The sequence below is a fragment of the Comamonas aquatilis genome, from assembly GCF_965139575.1.
GTDB lineage: Bacteria > Pseudomonadota > Gammaproteobacteria > Burkholderiales > Burkholderiaceae_C > Comamonas > Comamonas aquatilis.
In genome coordinates this window covers 111,133-125,618 of record NZ_CBCSIW010000007.1, presented here as the reverse complement: position 1 = coordinate 125,618, position 14,486 = coordinate 111,133, and the positions used below count along the sequence as shown (strand labels likewise).

Here is a 14,486-nt window from a genome sequence, read left to right as displayed (position 1 = left end):
CAGATGAATACCGCCGAGCATATGTGCGCCGTGGTGAATCGTTATATCGCGGCACTCTGTAACGCCGATATCGAAGGCATTGTGGCCATGTATGCCGAGGATGCCTCGGTCGAGGATCCCGTGGGGTCGCCACCCAAGCGGGGTCATGCGCAGATTCGGGCGTTCTATACCGAGGCGCTGAAGCTGCCGCTCGAGGTCGCGTTGCAAGGTGAAGTCAGGGCCTCAGCCAATGAGGCCATGTTTGCGTTCACCGTGAGCTTCGAGCACCAAGGTCGCCGCACCACCATCGCGCCTATCGACCATTTCTGCTTTGATGCCCAAGGCAAGGTGAGCCGCATGCGTGCGCTGTTCGGAGCACACAATATCCGGTCGCGCTGACGATCCGCTGAGCGCCAATCAGGCCTCGGTTTTTGCTAATATTTAGATAGCTGGCAGCGCTTTATTTTTCTTGATTTCAAGTGTTTTTCTACCTGAACTCAATGGAAATAAAGCACAACCAGCTCCTGTTTGCATAGCGTTGCTTCAGCAGCTCAGCGGCCTTCAAACACGGGTTTGCGCTTCTCGATGAAGGCGCTCATGCCTTCCTTCTGATCTTGCGTGGCAAACAGGATCTGATTGGCCTTGCGCTCCAGCATCAAAGCGGTATCGAGCGAGGCGTCCATGCCCGCAATCACCACTTCCTTGATCTGTTCGACTGCCAGCGGTGGCATGGCGGCAATCAAGCTGGCCATCTTGAGTGCTTCTGCCTGCACCAGATCGTCCTCACAGACTAGGCTGACCAGACCCATTGAGTAAGCCTCTGCGGCAGATATGGGCTTTCCGGTCAGCAAGATGCGCATGGCCTGGAACTTGCCGACCGCGCGCACCAGTCGTTGCGTGCCACCGATGCCCGGCATGATGCCGATGCGAATTTCGGGTTGGGCAAAGCTGGCGCTCTTGCCGGCAATGATGATGTCGCAATGCATGGCCAGCTCCGAGCCGCCACCGAATGCATAGCCGCAAACCGCCGCGATGATGGGCTTGGGGCATTTCTCGATTGGTGCCCAGACGCGCTCCGTATGGCGTTCGAGAATCTCGATGGGGCCGCAGGAATCCAGGCTCTTGATGTCGCCGCCAGCGGCAAATACCTTGTCTCCGCCGGTCAGCACGATGCAGCGGACATTGGCATCGGCACCGAGTGCCAGGAAGGCCCGGGACAGTGCTGCTTGCAGTGAAAGATTCAGTGCATTGGTGGCCTGTGGACGGTTGAGCCGCACCACGGCGACACCGCCTTCAAGAAGTGAAACCTCCAGCTCGGAGGTGGAAATTTCGGTGGGATTCGCGGGGCTGTCGAGAAGAGACATAAGACCTTCGATAAAGCTTGTACTGGCTTGAATGGTCGTTTTCCCACTGGGTACCTACATCGTCCTTTTGGACGTATCTGGTGTTGATGCCGGCCCCTAAATTGCTAGGCATGGACACGAATCAAGAATACTCATCTCGCGTTGTGCTGGTGACGGGCGGCACCAAGGGCATAGGCAAAGGCATTGCCGAAGCCTTTTTGCAAGCCGGTGCCACGGTGGTCGTTTGCGGACGTCAACAGCCCGAGCAGTTGCCCAGCGCTGCCGGCCGCAAGGCAGAGTTCATTGCCTGCGATGTGCGGGAGGCGCAGGCCGTCAAGGATCTGGTCACGCAGGTGCATGAGCGTCATGGTCGCCTCGATGTGCTGGTGAATAACGCCGGAGGTGCGCCGGCCGTGGATTCGGCCACCGTTTCGCCGCGTTTTCACGAAGGCGTTTTGCGTCTGAATCTTTTTTCCACGCTGCATGCATCGCAGGCCGCCAATGCCGTCATGCAGCAGCAAGAGAGCGGTGGCGTGATTGTCTGCATTGGCAGCATCAGCGCGCTGCGCCCCTCGCCCGGCACTGCGGCCTATGGCGCGGCCAAGGCGGCGGTACTGAGTCTGGTCAGCTCTCTGGCCGTGGAATGGGCACCCAAGGTGCGCGTGGTGGCGGTCAGCCCCGGCCTGGTGCGTACAGAGCAGTCGCATCTGCATTTCGGTGACGAGGCAGGCATTGCCTCCGTGGCCCAGACGATTCCGGCCGGCCGCTTGGCCGAGCCTCAAGACATTGCCGACGCCTGCGTGTTCGTGGCGTCTTCCAAGGCTTCTTACATGAGCGGCAGCAATTTGCTGTTGCACGGTGGCGGCGAGCGCCCCGCATTTTTAGGCGCCGCCAATTCGGATCAGGCGCATCAACCTCAAGCGAAGTGAAAAACAAAGGAGACAAACTTGATTGATCAAGACTGGATGGCAGAAGTCCGCGCTCTCGTGGGCAAGCAGTACGGGCGTGTCTACGCTTGGGACAAAGTCAATGCGCCCATGATTCGCCATTGGAGCGAGATCATGGGGGTGATGGAAAAGCGCACCGCCGATGGCCGAATGATTGCGCCGCCCGGCATGCTCCAGGTCTGGTGCATGGAAGGCCCGGTCACCAACAACTACCCTCCAGGCTCCACGACCGAGAACCCCTACGAAGTCGTCAAGCTGATGGATGCGCAGGGATTTTCCTCCACCGTGGCGGTGAACTCCGAGCTGACTTTTGATCGCGATGTGGTGGAAGGTGAAGACCTGTACTACACCACGCGACTGGACAACGTGGGCGAGCAAAAGACCACGGCTCTGGGCACGGGCTACTTTGTCACGCTGATCATGGATTACTACTCCATCGGCGCGAAAAGCGGCGATGACGAGCATGTGGGGCAGCTGCTGTTCCGCGTCTTCAAGTTCCGTCCGGCCAATGCGCAGACACCGGCAGCGGCCGAAGCCAAGAGCGAAGAGAAGCCCAAGGCCAAGCGCCCGATGCCTGGCATCAGCGACGACAACCGCTTCTTCTGGGAAGGTGTCAAGCAGGGCAAGCTGCTGATTCAGCATTGCAAGTCTTGCGGTGAGCTCAATCACCCGCCCGGCCCGGTATGCCCGCATTGCCATTCCTTTGAGTGGGACACGGTACAGGCTAGCGGCCTGGGCGAGGTGTATTCCTTTGTGGTCATGCATTACCCAGAAGTTCCTCCTTTCGATCATCCCAATCCCATTGGTCTGATCGAGCTGGAGGAGGGGACTCGCCTGATTGCGCAGCTGGTGGGTATCAAGCCAGAGGACGTAAAGATCGGCCAGAAGGTGAAGGTGGAGTTCAACACCTTCAATGACGGCGAGCTGACCTTGCCCCAATTTCGCCCCGTGGCTTAACGCTGAGGAGACATTCATGGATTTCCAACTCAGTGAAGACCAGCGTGCATTTGCCGACATGGCGCAAAGCCTGTTTGCCGACTACTGCACCGACGAAAAATTGCGCGAGCACGATACCTCGGGCAAGCCCTTCATGCAGGACCTGTGGCAGCAGTGTGTGGCGGCCGGATTGAACAGCATCCTGGTTCCCGAATCGGCCGGCGGTCTGGGCCTTGGCATGACCGAGTTGCTGGCCGTGCTGGAGCAGCAAGGGCGTGCTCTGGCGCAGGTGCCGCTGTGGCAGCAGCAGGTGGCGGCGGCCGCGCTGGTCAAGTTTGCGGAGAGTTCGGAGCCTGCGCAGGCGGTGGTTCAGCAGGCCTTGCAAGGCGAGCTGGTCACCGTGTCTTTGCAGACCCTGTTCAACACCCGTGGCGCAAACCTGCAGCTTGAAGGCGAGTGGCTCAACGGCAAACTACAAGGCATTGCTCTGGGTGCGCAAGCCAAGTACGGCCTGCTGGTGGCAGCGAATACCAAGGGCGTGGAGCAGGTGGTGCTGGTGGCGCTCGACGATGCCACGGTGAGCCGCGTTTCCGGCATGCGCGAAGACTACTGCGCTGTTGCGGATCTGAGTTTTGCCAATACCAAGGTTGTGGCGGTGCTGGATGCAGCGGCCCTGGCCTGGGTCAACGAGCATGCGATCGCCAGCCTTGCCGCCTTGCAGCAAGGCGTGATTCGGGAGCAACTGCAGCGCACGGTGGCTTACGTCAGCGAACGCAAGCAGTTTGATCGCCCGATTGGCTCCTTTCAGCTGGTGGCCGGGCAGATGGCCGATGGCTACATCCTGATGCAGGCACAGCGCAGCACTTTGGCGCAACTGGTATGGCGTCTGGATGCCGGGCTGCCTTGTGCGCCGCAAGCACATGCCGTGCGTGCGCAGTCTAACGATATGGGTCTGAAGGTTGGCCGTGTGGCGCAGCACGTGCACGGCGGCATGGGCGTGGATGTGACTTATCCCATGCACCGCTTCCAGTTCTGGTGCCGTGCATTGGCCGTGGAGGCTGGCAGCGGTGAGCACCACCTTGAAGCTCTGGGCCAATGGCTGGCCGACAACGACAACCTTGGCTGGAAGTACGACCTTCCCGAAGACCGCTAACAGGAACTAGATCATGGACATCCAAACCCCAAGCTTTGAATCGGTCAAGACCGGCGATGAACTCAAGAGCGTGACGGTACCGATTACGGTTCCCCTGATTGCCGGCGGTGCGATTGCGACGCGTGACTATTTCCCCGGTCACCACGACCTAGAAGCCGCACGCCAGCTGGGCTCGGCCCATATTTTCATGAACATCCTCACCACCAACGGGCTGGTGCAGAACTTCGTGGAGAGCTGGGCGGGTCCGCAGGCACGTTTGATGGATCTGAAGATCCGTCTTGGAGCTCCCAACTATCCAGGTGACAGCATGAAGCTCACCGGATCGATCACCGAAAAGAACGATGCCACGCGCAGTGTGCAGATCACGCTCAAGGGCACGAACTCCATGGGCGCTCATGTGAGCGGCACCGTGCAAGTAGCCCTGCCATAAAAAGAATCGGAGACACACTCATGACAGACATGAATATTTCTGGGCGCACAGCCATAGCCGGCTTGGGTGCCACCGAGTTTTCCAAGAATTCCGGCCGTACCGAGCTGCGTCTGGCGATGGAAGCTACGCTGGCCGCTCTGGCGGATGCGGGCATTGATCCAAAGGAAGTCGACGGTTTCTCTTCCTACACCGTGGACAAGGTGCCCGACTATGAAATCGCACGCTTGCTGGGTGCTCGCAACGTCAATTTCTTCTCGCAAGCACCGCACGGTGGTGGTGCTGCTTGCGCCCCGATCTTGCACGCCGCGATGGCGGTTGCCACCGGAGTGGCCAAGACCGTGGTGGTTTACCGCGCCATGAATGAGCGCAGCTGGTACCGCTTTGGCTCCGGCAGCTATGGTTTCGGCAGCACCCCATTTTTTGACAATGTGAACTATGGCTGGTACATGCCCCATGGCTTTCACACACCGGCCTCCTGGGTGGGCATGTTTGCACAACGCTACATGCATGCCTTTGGCGCAACCAGCGAGGACTTTGGCCGCGTAGCAGTCGCCGTGCGTGATTTTGCGGCCACCAACCCCAAAGCCTTTTTTCATGGCAAACCCATCACGTTGGAAGAGCATCAGGCCAGCCGCTGGATCTGCGAGCCATTGCATTTGCTCGATTGCTGCCAGGAGTCCGATGGCGCTGTGGCCATGGTCATCACCTCCAGCGAGCGTGCGCGCGATCTCAAGGCTAAGCCCGTGTACATCAAAGCCGCGGCCCAAGGTATGACGGAAGGTCAGCAAAGCATGACGTCGTTCTATCGCAAGGAGATCGTGGGTCTGCCTGAAATGGGACATGTGGCCAAGCAACTGTGGAAGCAAAGTCGCCTGACACCCAAGGATGTGCAAAGCGCCATCCTCTATGACCATTTCTCTCCATTTGTGCTGCCCCAGCTGGAAGAGTTTGGCTTTGTCCCGCGTGGCGAGGCCAAGGACTTCATCCGTGCCGGAGAGCATGCACGTGGCGGTTCATTGCCCATCAATACCAATGGCGGCCAGCTCGGAGAGGCTTACATCCACGGCATGAACGGTATTGCCGAAGCGGTGCGTCAGATTCGCGGCCAGTCGGTCAATCAGGTTCAGAACGTACACAACATGGTGGTGACGGCCGGTACCGGCGTGCCCACCAGTGGTCTGATTTTGGGCGACGACGCCTGAGGCAAAGGAGAACAAGCCATGATGATTGACTTGACCCCCGAGCAGCATGCGCTGCGCTTGAAGGTTCGCGACTATTTTTCGGAGCTGATGACGCCCGAGATCAAGGCCCGCATGCGCGGCGCCGAAGGTGGCGATGAGTACCGTGCACTGATTCGCAAGATGGGGCGCGATGGCTGGCTGGCCATTGGCTGGCCCAAGGAGTATGGCGGCCAGGGCCTGTCGGCGACCGAGCAGCTGATCTTCTTTGAAGAAGCCAATATCGCCGGCGCACCGCTGCCCTTTGTGACCATCAGCACGGTAGGCCCTGCTTTGATGGAGCACGGCACGGAAGCGCAGAAAAAGGAGTTTCTGCCTGGCATGGCCAGTGGCGACATCATTTTTGCCATCGGCTATTCCGAGCCTGGTGCCGGCTCCGATCTGGCCATGCTCAAGACGCAGGCGCAGCTGCAGGGCGATCTGCAAACCGGCCACTTTGTGGTGAATGGTCAAAAGCTCTGGACCTCCGGCATCGAGTCTGCCGACTATGTGTGGCTGGCCGCGCGAACCAACCCCGATCTGGCGCGCCACAAAGGTGTGTCCATTATGGTGGTGGATACCAAGGACCCGGGTTTCTCACACACCTTGATCCAGACCGTTGGCAACTACACGGCCGCGACCTACTACGACAACGTGCAAGTTCCTGCCTCTCGCCTGATAGGTGAACTCAACGGCGGCTGGAAGCTCATTACGGCGCAGCTCAATCACGAGCGTCTGGGGCTGGGAGCCTGGTCCGACAAGGTGTTTGCGCCTTTCGGCAAGGTGCTGGCCTGGGCCAAGGCCAAGGAAGAGAACGGTCACCGTGCGGTGGATCTGCCATGGGTGCGTCGAACGCTTGCAGACTGCTTTGTGCGCCTGGAGGCCATGCGTCTCATCAACTTCCGCATTGCGGCCGATCTCGAGGCCGGAACCATGGATGTTGGCCTGGCTTCTTCGACCAAGGTCTATGGCTCCGAAGGCGTCGTGGAAATTCTCACGCGCTTGATGGATGTGGTCGGCCAGAGCGCAATGGTGCGCGGCGGCTCCGCAGCCTCCTTCCTGATGGGCGAGCTGGAGTATGAGCTGCGTGCCGCAACCATCAACACCTTTGGTGGCGGTACCAATGAAATTCAGCGAGAGCTGATTGCGCAGTTCGGGCTGGGCATGCCTCGCCCGGTTCGCTGACCACTCACACACAAGCAACAAGATCAAACGGAGACAATGTGATGAGCGTATTGAACGTCGTTTCGCGTGAGCAGACGCAGGAAAAGCTCGACCGTCGCGCGCCGGTGGTGATGCGGTATCTGGCGTCCACTCCCTACACCATGACGGACAGGCTGGAAGAGGGTGCGACCAAGCATGCACAACGGCCTTTTCTGCTGGAAGGTGACCTGCGCTACACCTATGCGCAGGTCAACGCCAAGGCCAATCAGGTGGCGCGCGCCTTGCAGGCTGCAGGGGTGCGCAAGGGGGATGTGGTCGCCATGGCGATCGAGAACCGCATCGCATTTTTTCTCGCCTGGTTCGGCATTACCAAGCTCGGCGGCGTAGCCGCCTTCATCAACACCAATGTCAGCGGCAAGCCTCTGTCTCACGCCATCAGCGTGACGCATGCGCGCCATGTCATTGTGGGCGAGGAATGCGCGCCGCGCTTTGCAGAAACCGAAGGTCTGGATCCTGAGCTGGCCTATCTGCACTGGCCGGATCCGGAGCGCCCAGCTCCGGCAGGGATGCTGGCGCAGTTTGGTGCGGACCTGCAAGCTGCGGCTTTGCAGGAAGATGGCAGCAATGTCCCGGCGTCATGGCGTGAGGCCTTGCTCGCGGGTGATACGGCCCAATACATCTTCACTTCCGGTACGACCGGCTTGCCCAAGGCGGCCGTCGTCAGCCATGCCCGCTGGCTGGTGGCCGGTGACGCGATGAAGGAGCTGTGGGAGATTTCGGAAAACGATTGCTTCTATTGCTTCCTGCCGCTGTACCACGGTGCGGCGTCCATGTCGGCGACTTCGACGGCCATGAGCGCTGGCGCCAGTCTGGTGGTGCGGCGCAAGTTCAGCCGCAGTGAGTTCTGGAGCGATGTACGCCGCTACGGCATCACGACTTGCCAGTACGTGGGCGAGATCTGCCGCTTTTTGCTGAGTCGCGATCCCGAGACCAACGACAAGCAGCACACGCTGCGCAAGATGGCCGGTACCGGCCTGACGCCGGAAATCTGGAACCAGTGGGTAGAGCGCTTTGGCGATGTGTTCCAGATTTATGAGGGCTGGGGCGGCACCGAGTCCAACACCAACACCATCAACGTAGACAACCGGATCGGCTCCTGTGGGCGTGTGCCATTCTGGGAAAAAACCAATTTGCGCATCGTGAAGTACGACCAGGAAAAAGGTGAGTACATCCGTGATGCCAACGGCTATCTGCAGACGGTGGGCATCAACGAGGCTGGCGAGGCGCTGGGCCGCATGGTCGATCACCCGGAAGTCATGGCCGGCCGCTTCGAGGGCTACACCAGCACGGAGGCATCGGAGAAAAAGATTCTGCGCAATGTGTTTGAACAGGGTGACGCCTGGTGGTCATCGGGCGATCTGCTGCGCTGTGATGAAGACGGCTATTGCTGGTTTGTGGACCGCATTGGTGACACCTACCGTTGGAAGAGCGAGAACGTCTCGACCATGGAGGTCACCGATGCCTTGGCCGAGTTTCCCGGTGCCGATGCCACCACGGTGTATGGCGTGCAGGTGCCCGGTCACGAAGGGCGTGCCGGCATGGTGGCATTGGTCATGATTGCCGGGGTGGGTTTTGATCCCCAGGCCTTCTACGAAATGGCTTTGGCGCGCTTGCCCCGCTACGCAGCGCCGCTGTTTGTGCGCCTGATGGATGCACCGGACATCACGGGCAACTACAAGCTGCGCAAAGTGGATCTGCAAAAGCAGGGTTTCGATCCCGAGCAGGTCAAGGATGTGATGTTTGTGCGGGATGATCGCCAAAAGACCTTTGTGCCGCTGACGCCCGCATCGGTGCAGGAGGCCTTGCGTGGATAGCGCTGCCTGCGTCAGCCATGAGCGGGTTCGCGCCAGCGCGGACCTGCGCTACCCGTTCGAGCCGCCAAAGGCCGATGGGTCGCTGGTTGAGGTGGCCCCTGGCGTCATGTGGGCGCGCATGCCCATGCCCATGACGCTAGACCATATCAACGTCTATCTGCTGCGCGACGGAAACGGCTGGGCAGTGGTGGACACCGGGCTTGGCATTCCAAGCACCCATGCGCTGTGGGAGAAGATTTTTGGCGAGCTGCTGCAGGGGCAGCCCATGACGCGCCTGATCTGCACCCACTGCCACTATGACCATGCAGGGGCGGCGCACTGGATTCAGAAGCGCTTTGGCGTGCCGCTGCTGATGACCTTTGGCGAGTACATGATGATGCGCGGGGTCATGGGCCCGCCGCCGGATCCGCTGCCTGCTGCGCATCTCGAGTTCTATCAACGAGCCGGGGTGGATGAAGCCTTGATGGACCGCATGTTCACCGCCATGCGCAAAGACCCTTTCATGCCCAAAGCACCCGAGGACTACCAGCGCATTCGTGCCGGGCAGGTTCTGCACATCGGTGAGCGCCGCTGGCGTGTGGTGCTGGGCGAGGGGCATTCCCCGGAGCATGCCTGCCTGTACGACGAGGAAGGCAAGCTGCTGCTGGCGGGCGATCAGTTGCTTCCGCGCATTACGTCGAATGTGATGGTGTCGCCCATGGAGCCGGAAGGCAATCCGCTTCAGGACTGGATGGCATCCATGCAGCGTCTGGCCGCGCTGGATGAGGGCACGCTGGTGTTGCCATCACATCAGGGTGTTTTCTATGGCGTGCGCGAGCGTGCGCACGAGGTGATCGCCCATCACGAAGCGCAGTACAGGATCATCGAGTCGTATCTGGAGCGCGTGAGCTGCGCCAGTGCGCTGGAGATCATGAAGGCTCAGTTTCCCAAGCTTAGAGGGGCGGTTGACCACCTCATGGCACTAGGGGAAACGATAGCTCATTTGAACCTGCTGATGTATGCGGGGACGCTGCGCCGCGAACGCCGGACTGGCAAGATTGACAGCTATGCGCTGGCTTGAATATTAGGAGATGACATGACCGATCTGGATGATTTCAGACAAGACGTAGCGCAATGGCTGGAAAGCAACTGCCCTGAGAGCTTGCGCCGTCCCATTGTTTCTGAGGAGATGGTGTGGGGAGGGAGCCAGCTGAAGTTTTTGAACGAAGACCAGCAGCATTGGTTTGAACGCATGCGCGAGAAAGGCTGGTTTGCGCCTTCATGGCCCAGGGAGTATGGTGGCGGCGGCTTGAACCCCAAGGAAAATCGCGTGCTGGAAACAGAAATGGCGCGTCTGGGTTGCCGCCAGCCCCAGTACAACCTGGGCGTCTGGATGCTGGGTCCTGTGCTGCTCGAAGCGGGTACGCATGAGCAAAAGCAAGAGCATCTGATTCCCATGATGAAGGGGCAGCGACGCTGGTGCCAGGGATTCTCGGAACCTAACGCGGGTTCTGATCTGGCCAGCCTCAAGACTTTCGCGCGCCGCGTCAGCGACGAGCAGGGCGAGGCTTACATCGTCAATGGCAGCAAGATCTGGACTTCGGATGGCGACAAGGCCGACTGGATGTATGCATTGGTTCGTACCGACACCTCGGTCAAGAAGCAAAGCGGCATCAGCTTTCTGTTGATTGACATGAAGAGCCCTGGCGTGACGGTCAAGCCCATCGAGCTCATCAGCGGAAAGTCCAGCTTTTGCCAGGTGTTCTTCGACGATGTGCGGGTGCCGGTACGTCAGCTGGTGGGCAAAGAGGGCGAGGGCTGGACGCTGGGCAAAAAGCTGCTGCAGCATGAACGCGCGGCCATGTCCAAGTTCACCGAAGGAGGCGCACCTTCGCATGATTTGCTCAAGACAGCGATTCGCTACATGGTCGATGAGGACGGCAAGATCGAAGATAGCGCGTTGCGCAACCAGCTCGCAGGCGTGCTCATGGATGCGCAGGCTTTTTCGCTGACACACCGCCGGGTGACGGAGAAAGCTTTGGCGCGCCAGGATGTGAGCGGCCCCGTGAGCATCATGAAGCTGGTGCAGACAGAGCAGGAAGTGGCCAAGTACGAGTTGCTGGAGCAGGCCATGGGACTGCGTGGTCTGGGCTGGTCAGGTGAGGAGTTCACGGCCGACGAGCTGGATGTGTGCCGCACCTGGCTGCGCACCAAGACCTACGTCATCTCTGGCGGCAGTTCAGAGATTCAGCTCAACATCATTGCCAAGCGCGTGCTGGGTTTGCCGGGCTGAGCGCATTTGCAAGGCCTAGAAAAAAATCGATAGGAGACAAGAAATGACAATGCTTTTGTCGCAGGAACAGGAGCTGCTCAAGGACAGCGCGATGGCTTTTCTGTCCGAGCAGGCGCCGGTCGCCCAGCAGCGCAAGCTGCGTGACGACAAAGTGGCCCAGGGCTTTGATGCCCATCTGTGGCAGCAGATGGTAGAGATGGGCTGGCCTGTTGCGGTGCTGCCCGAGGCGCATGATGGCTTGCAGGTCGGTTATCTGGGCATGGGGGCGGTGTTTGAGGCGCTGGGGCGCCAGCTGGCGGCGCAGCCCTTGCTGAGCCAGGCGGTCATTGCACCTGAGCTGCTGATTCGCGCTGGCAGCAGCGCGCAGCAGGCGCATTGGCTTCCCAGGCTGGCTTCAGGAGAAGCGCGTATTGCACTGGCGGTGGATGAAAAGTCGGGCAAGCATCTGCATCCGTCCATGGCGACCGAGGTCGTGAAAGGCGCCAATGGGCAGCGTCTGAACGGTGAGAAATTTTTTGTCTTTGACGGCGCGGGTGCCGACGCCTTCATCGTGGCCGCAGGCCCGCTGCAGGCATTGACGCTGTGGATGGTGCCCGCGGACGCGGCAGGCGTGAACGTGCAGCCCATGCAGATGCTCGACAGCCGCAACGTAGCGCGTGTGCTTTTTGACAATGTGGTGTTGACGCCGGATATGGCTTTGAGTGCCGAGTCTGCACGCAAGGCGCTGGACGAAACCCTGGATAGGGCGCGCGCCTGCCTGGCGGCCGAGAGCCTGGGCTTGCTGCGCGAGATTTTCGAGCGCACCGTGGCCTATATGAAGGAGCGTGTGCAGTTCGACGTGGTGATCGGATCGTTTCAGGCGCTGCAGCATCGCGTGGCCCGTCTTTATGCCGAGCTGGAGTTGCTTGAGAGCTGTGTGCTGGCGGCATTCGAGGCCATCGACGCCGGCCGTGAGTCCGATGTGGCTCTATACAGCAGCATGGCCAAGGCCCGGGCGGCGGAGCTGTGCGAGAAGATCGGCAATGAGTCCGTGCAGCTGCATGGGGGCATCGGGGTGACCGATGAGCTGGATCTGGGGCTGTTTTACAAGCGTGCGCGCATGCTGCAGCGCATGTTGGGGGACGCCAGCTTTCACCGTGACCGCTATGCCACATTGAAGGGGTTCTGAAATGACTGCACACAACGAAGGCACGCAACAAATCGAAGGTGTGGGAGATCAAGTCAAGGCCTTGCGATCTCAGCTGACCGCGCCAGGTGCACCCTTTGAACTGGAACAGGTTCAACTGCGTGACGGGCAATGGGTAAGTGCTTATCGCAATGCGTTCAAGACCTTTCCGGAACTGCTGAACTCGGCAAGAGTTCACTCCGCCGCAGAGTTCATGATCTACGGAGAAGAGCGCTGGACCTACGCACGGTTTTTCGCCGCTGCTGACGCCCTGGCATGCCGCCTGCAAAAAGAACTGGGTGTGAAAGCCGGTGACCGGATTGCCGTGGCCATGCGCAATCGTCCGGAGTGGGCGGTTGCCGCCATTGGTGCCGCGTTGATTGGCGCCGTGCCTGTGCTGCTCAACAGCTTTGGCTTGGGTAGTGAGTTGCTGGCGAATCTGGAGGATACGACCCCTGACTGGCTGATTTGCGACGCGGATCGCTTCGAGCGCGTGCGTGAAGGGCTCCAAGGCAAGGGACCCAAGCTGATTGTGGTGGATGCCGAGGCAGGGGACTATGCGTGGAATGAACTGATTGCCGATGGGCATTCCGGTTACGACGCGCCCGTGATTGACCCCGATGATCAGGCCTTGATTCTTTTTACCTCGGGTTCAAGCAGCCGTGCGAAAGGTGTTTCTTCTACCCACAGGTCGGTATGTCAGAGCATCTTCAATATTGATTTCATCGGCGCGATTGCCGCCATGACTTCGCCCGATGCAGTGGCCCGCATCATGGCCAAGAAGCTGCAGCCTACGACACTGTGTGCAGTACCTCTGTTTCATATCAGCGGCATGCATGCGCAGTTGCTGATCTCTCTGCGCCACGGCCGTCGCCTAGTATTTCTCTATCGCTGGGATGCGGCTCAGGCCATTGAAGTGATTCGCAAGGAGCGCGTGACGCAGTTCAACGGTGCGCCCAGCATGGTGCAGCAGTTGATCGAGCGCCCAGAGTTCAAGCGGGAAGAGTATTCAGGCGATCTCTCGGGGCTTGGCTTCGGTGGGGCTGCCATCAATCCCCGCTTGATCGGGGATGTGCTGCAAACGATTCCCGGCCGTATGTCCGGTATAGGATTCGGTTTGACCGAGTCCAATGGGGTATGTGCGGCTTGCTCAGGTCGCGGCTTTGAGGAGCGACCCGGAAGTGCTGGAACGCTGTCGCCCATCATCGAAGTCAGGATCGCGGATCTGGATGGCTCTGCGCTCCCAGCCGGCTCGGCGGGCGAGGTGTGGCTCAAAGGGGTGAGCTTGATGCAGGGCTACTGGGCCCAGCCTGAAGCGACGCAGGCCGCCATCGTCGATGGCTGGTTCCGAACCGGTGACATAGGCGTTATCGATTCAGACGGCTTCCTGACTATCGTGGATCGCATCAAGGATGTGATCAACCGCAGTGGCGAAAAAATTGCCGCTGTAGAGGTGGAGTCCTGCCTGATGCAGCACGAGCTGCTGGATGAGGTGGCTGTGTTCTCCATGCCCCATGAGGTTACGGGAGAGCAGGTGGTGGCTGTGGTCGTGGGTAAGGCCGAGAGCCATTTGACGGAGGAGCAGCTTCGCGACTTTGTGGCGCAGCGACTGGCGTCATACAAAGTACCCAGCAAAGTCTTTCTGAGGGCGCAGCCGCTACCTCGCAATCCGGCCGGAAAAATGCTCAAGAATTCTCTGCGAAAGGATGTCGAGCATTTGCTCTAAGCCGCCTGGCGTTCTGAACACGGCCTCTTCGATGCCGGGTGTTGGCTGCCTTTTAATTTGGTAAAAAACGCGCTGCTTTCTCTAGAAGCCCGTCGACGCTTGCATTGCGTCGACGGGCTTTTTCGTTGGGCCGTCGCAGGCGGAAAAGCACTGCGGGTCTGACAGTAGTCTTATTAGACGATGGGCGAAATGAAGGCAGCCATCACTATCCAACTGCCGCTGAGTTGAGTGTTTTCTCACGCTGAAAAACTCGGTGAATGCAGCAAATACAGGTTGGATA

At 59.6% G+C, this 14,486-nt stretch carries 13 protein-coding genes; 12 read left to right on the top strand and 1 reads right to left on the bottom strand.

Going from position 1 to position 14,486, the window contains the following annotated elements:
- Positions 1-3: 3 nt before the first annotated feature.
- Entirely contained in the window at positions 4-378 is a 375-nt protein-coding gene (locus tag ACNAZA_RS11260) for a nuclear transport factor 2 family protein (RefSeq protein WP_415796658.1), read from the top strand.
- A gap of 152 nt (positions 379-530) precedes the next feature.
- Here the strand turns inward: ACNAZA_RS11260 and ACNAZA_RS11255 are convergent, their stop codons facing one another.
- The gene (locus ACNAZA_RS11255) at positions 531-1,343 is read right to left on the bottom strand and encodes an enoyl-CoA hydratase (protein WP_415796657.1); all 813 of its coding nucleotides are present in this window, start codon (positions 1,341-1,343) and stop codon (positions 531-533) included.
- Positions 1,344-1,453: 110 nt separating this feature from the next.
- Between ACNAZA_RS11255 and ACNAZA_RS11250 the strand changes: the two genes are divergently transcribed.
- The 11 genes from ACNAZA_RS11250 to ACNAZA_RS11200 are packed head-to-tail and all read left to right on the top strand — an operon-like array spanning position 1,454 to position 14,206.
- Positions 1,454-2,251, top strand: a complete 798-nt coding sequence (locus ACNAZA_RS11250; RefSeq protein ID WP_415796656.1) for an SDR family oxidoreductase — start codon at positions 1,454-1,456, stop codon at positions 2,249-2,251.
- A gap of 18 nt (positions 2,252-2,269) precedes the next feature.
- Positions 2,270-3,226, top strand: coding sequence for a Zn-ribbon domain-containing OB-fold protein (locus ACNAZA_RS11245; RefSeq protein WP_415796655.1), 957 nt, complete (start codon positions 2,270-2,272; stop codon positions 3,224-3,226).
- A 16-nt stretch (positions 3,227-3,242) separates the two neighbouring features.
- Positions 3,243-4,358, top strand: coding sequence for an acyl-CoA dehydrogenase family protein (locus ACNAZA_RS11240; protein WP_415796654.1), 1,116 nt, complete (start codon positions 3,243-3,245; stop codon positions 4,356-4,358).
- Positions 4,359-4,371: 13 nt separating this feature from the next.
- Positions 4,372-4,788, top strand: a complete 417-nt coding sequence (locus ACNAZA_RS11235; protein ID WP_415796653.1) for a MaoC family dehydratase — start codon at positions 4,372-4,374, stop codon at positions 4,786-4,788.
- Between the two features lie 20 nt (positions 4,789-4,808).
- Positions 4,809-5,990 (top strand): lipid-transfer protein, encoded by a 1,182-nt coding sequence (locus tag ACNAZA_RS11230; protein ID WP_415796652.1) that lies wholly within the window; start codon positions 4,809-4,811, stop codon positions 5,988-5,990.
- Positions 5,991-6,008: 18 nt separating this feature from the next.
- Entirely contained in the window at positions 6,009-7,190 is a 1,182-nt protein-coding gene (locus ACNAZA_RS11225; protein WP_415796651.1) for an acyl-CoA dehydrogenase family protein, read from the top strand.
- A 41-nt stretch (positions 7,191-7,231) separates the two neighbouring features.
- Positions 7,232-9,043 (top strand): long-chain-acyl-CoA synthetase, encoded by a 1,812-nt coding sequence (locus tag ACNAZA_RS11220; RefSeq protein ID WP_415796650.1) that lies wholly within the window; start codon positions 7,232-7,234, stop codon positions 9,041-9,043.
- Positions 9,036-10,103, top strand: coding sequence for an MBL fold metallo-hydrolase (locus ACNAZA_RS11215; protein ID WP_415796649.1), 1,068 nt, complete (start codon positions 9,036-9,038; stop codon positions 10,101-10,103). The genes ACNAZA_RS11220 and ACNAZA_RS11215 overlap by 8 nt, the downstream gene beginning before the upstream one ends.
- A gap of 15 nt (positions 10,104-10,118) precedes the next feature.
- Positions 10,119-11,315 (top strand): acyl-CoA dehydrogenase family protein, encoded by a 1,197-nt coding sequence (locus ACNAZA_RS11210; protein ID WP_415796648.1) that lies wholly within the window; start codon positions 10,119-10,121, stop codon positions 11,313-11,315.
- A 43-nt stretch (positions 11,316-11,358) separates the two neighbouring features.
- Entirely contained in the window at positions 11,359-12,483 is a 1,125-nt protein-coding gene (locus tag ACNAZA_RS11205; protein WP_415796647.1) for an acyl-CoA dehydrogenase family protein, read from the top strand.
- Between the two features lies 1 nt (position 12,484).
- Complete coding sequence (locus ACNAZA_RS11200; RefSeq protein WP_415796646.1) at positions 12,485-14,206, top strand: class I adenylate-forming enzyme family protein; 1,722 nt, start codon at positions 12,485-12,487, stop codon at positions 14,204-14,206.
- Positions 14,207-14,486 lie beyond the last annotated feature (280 nt).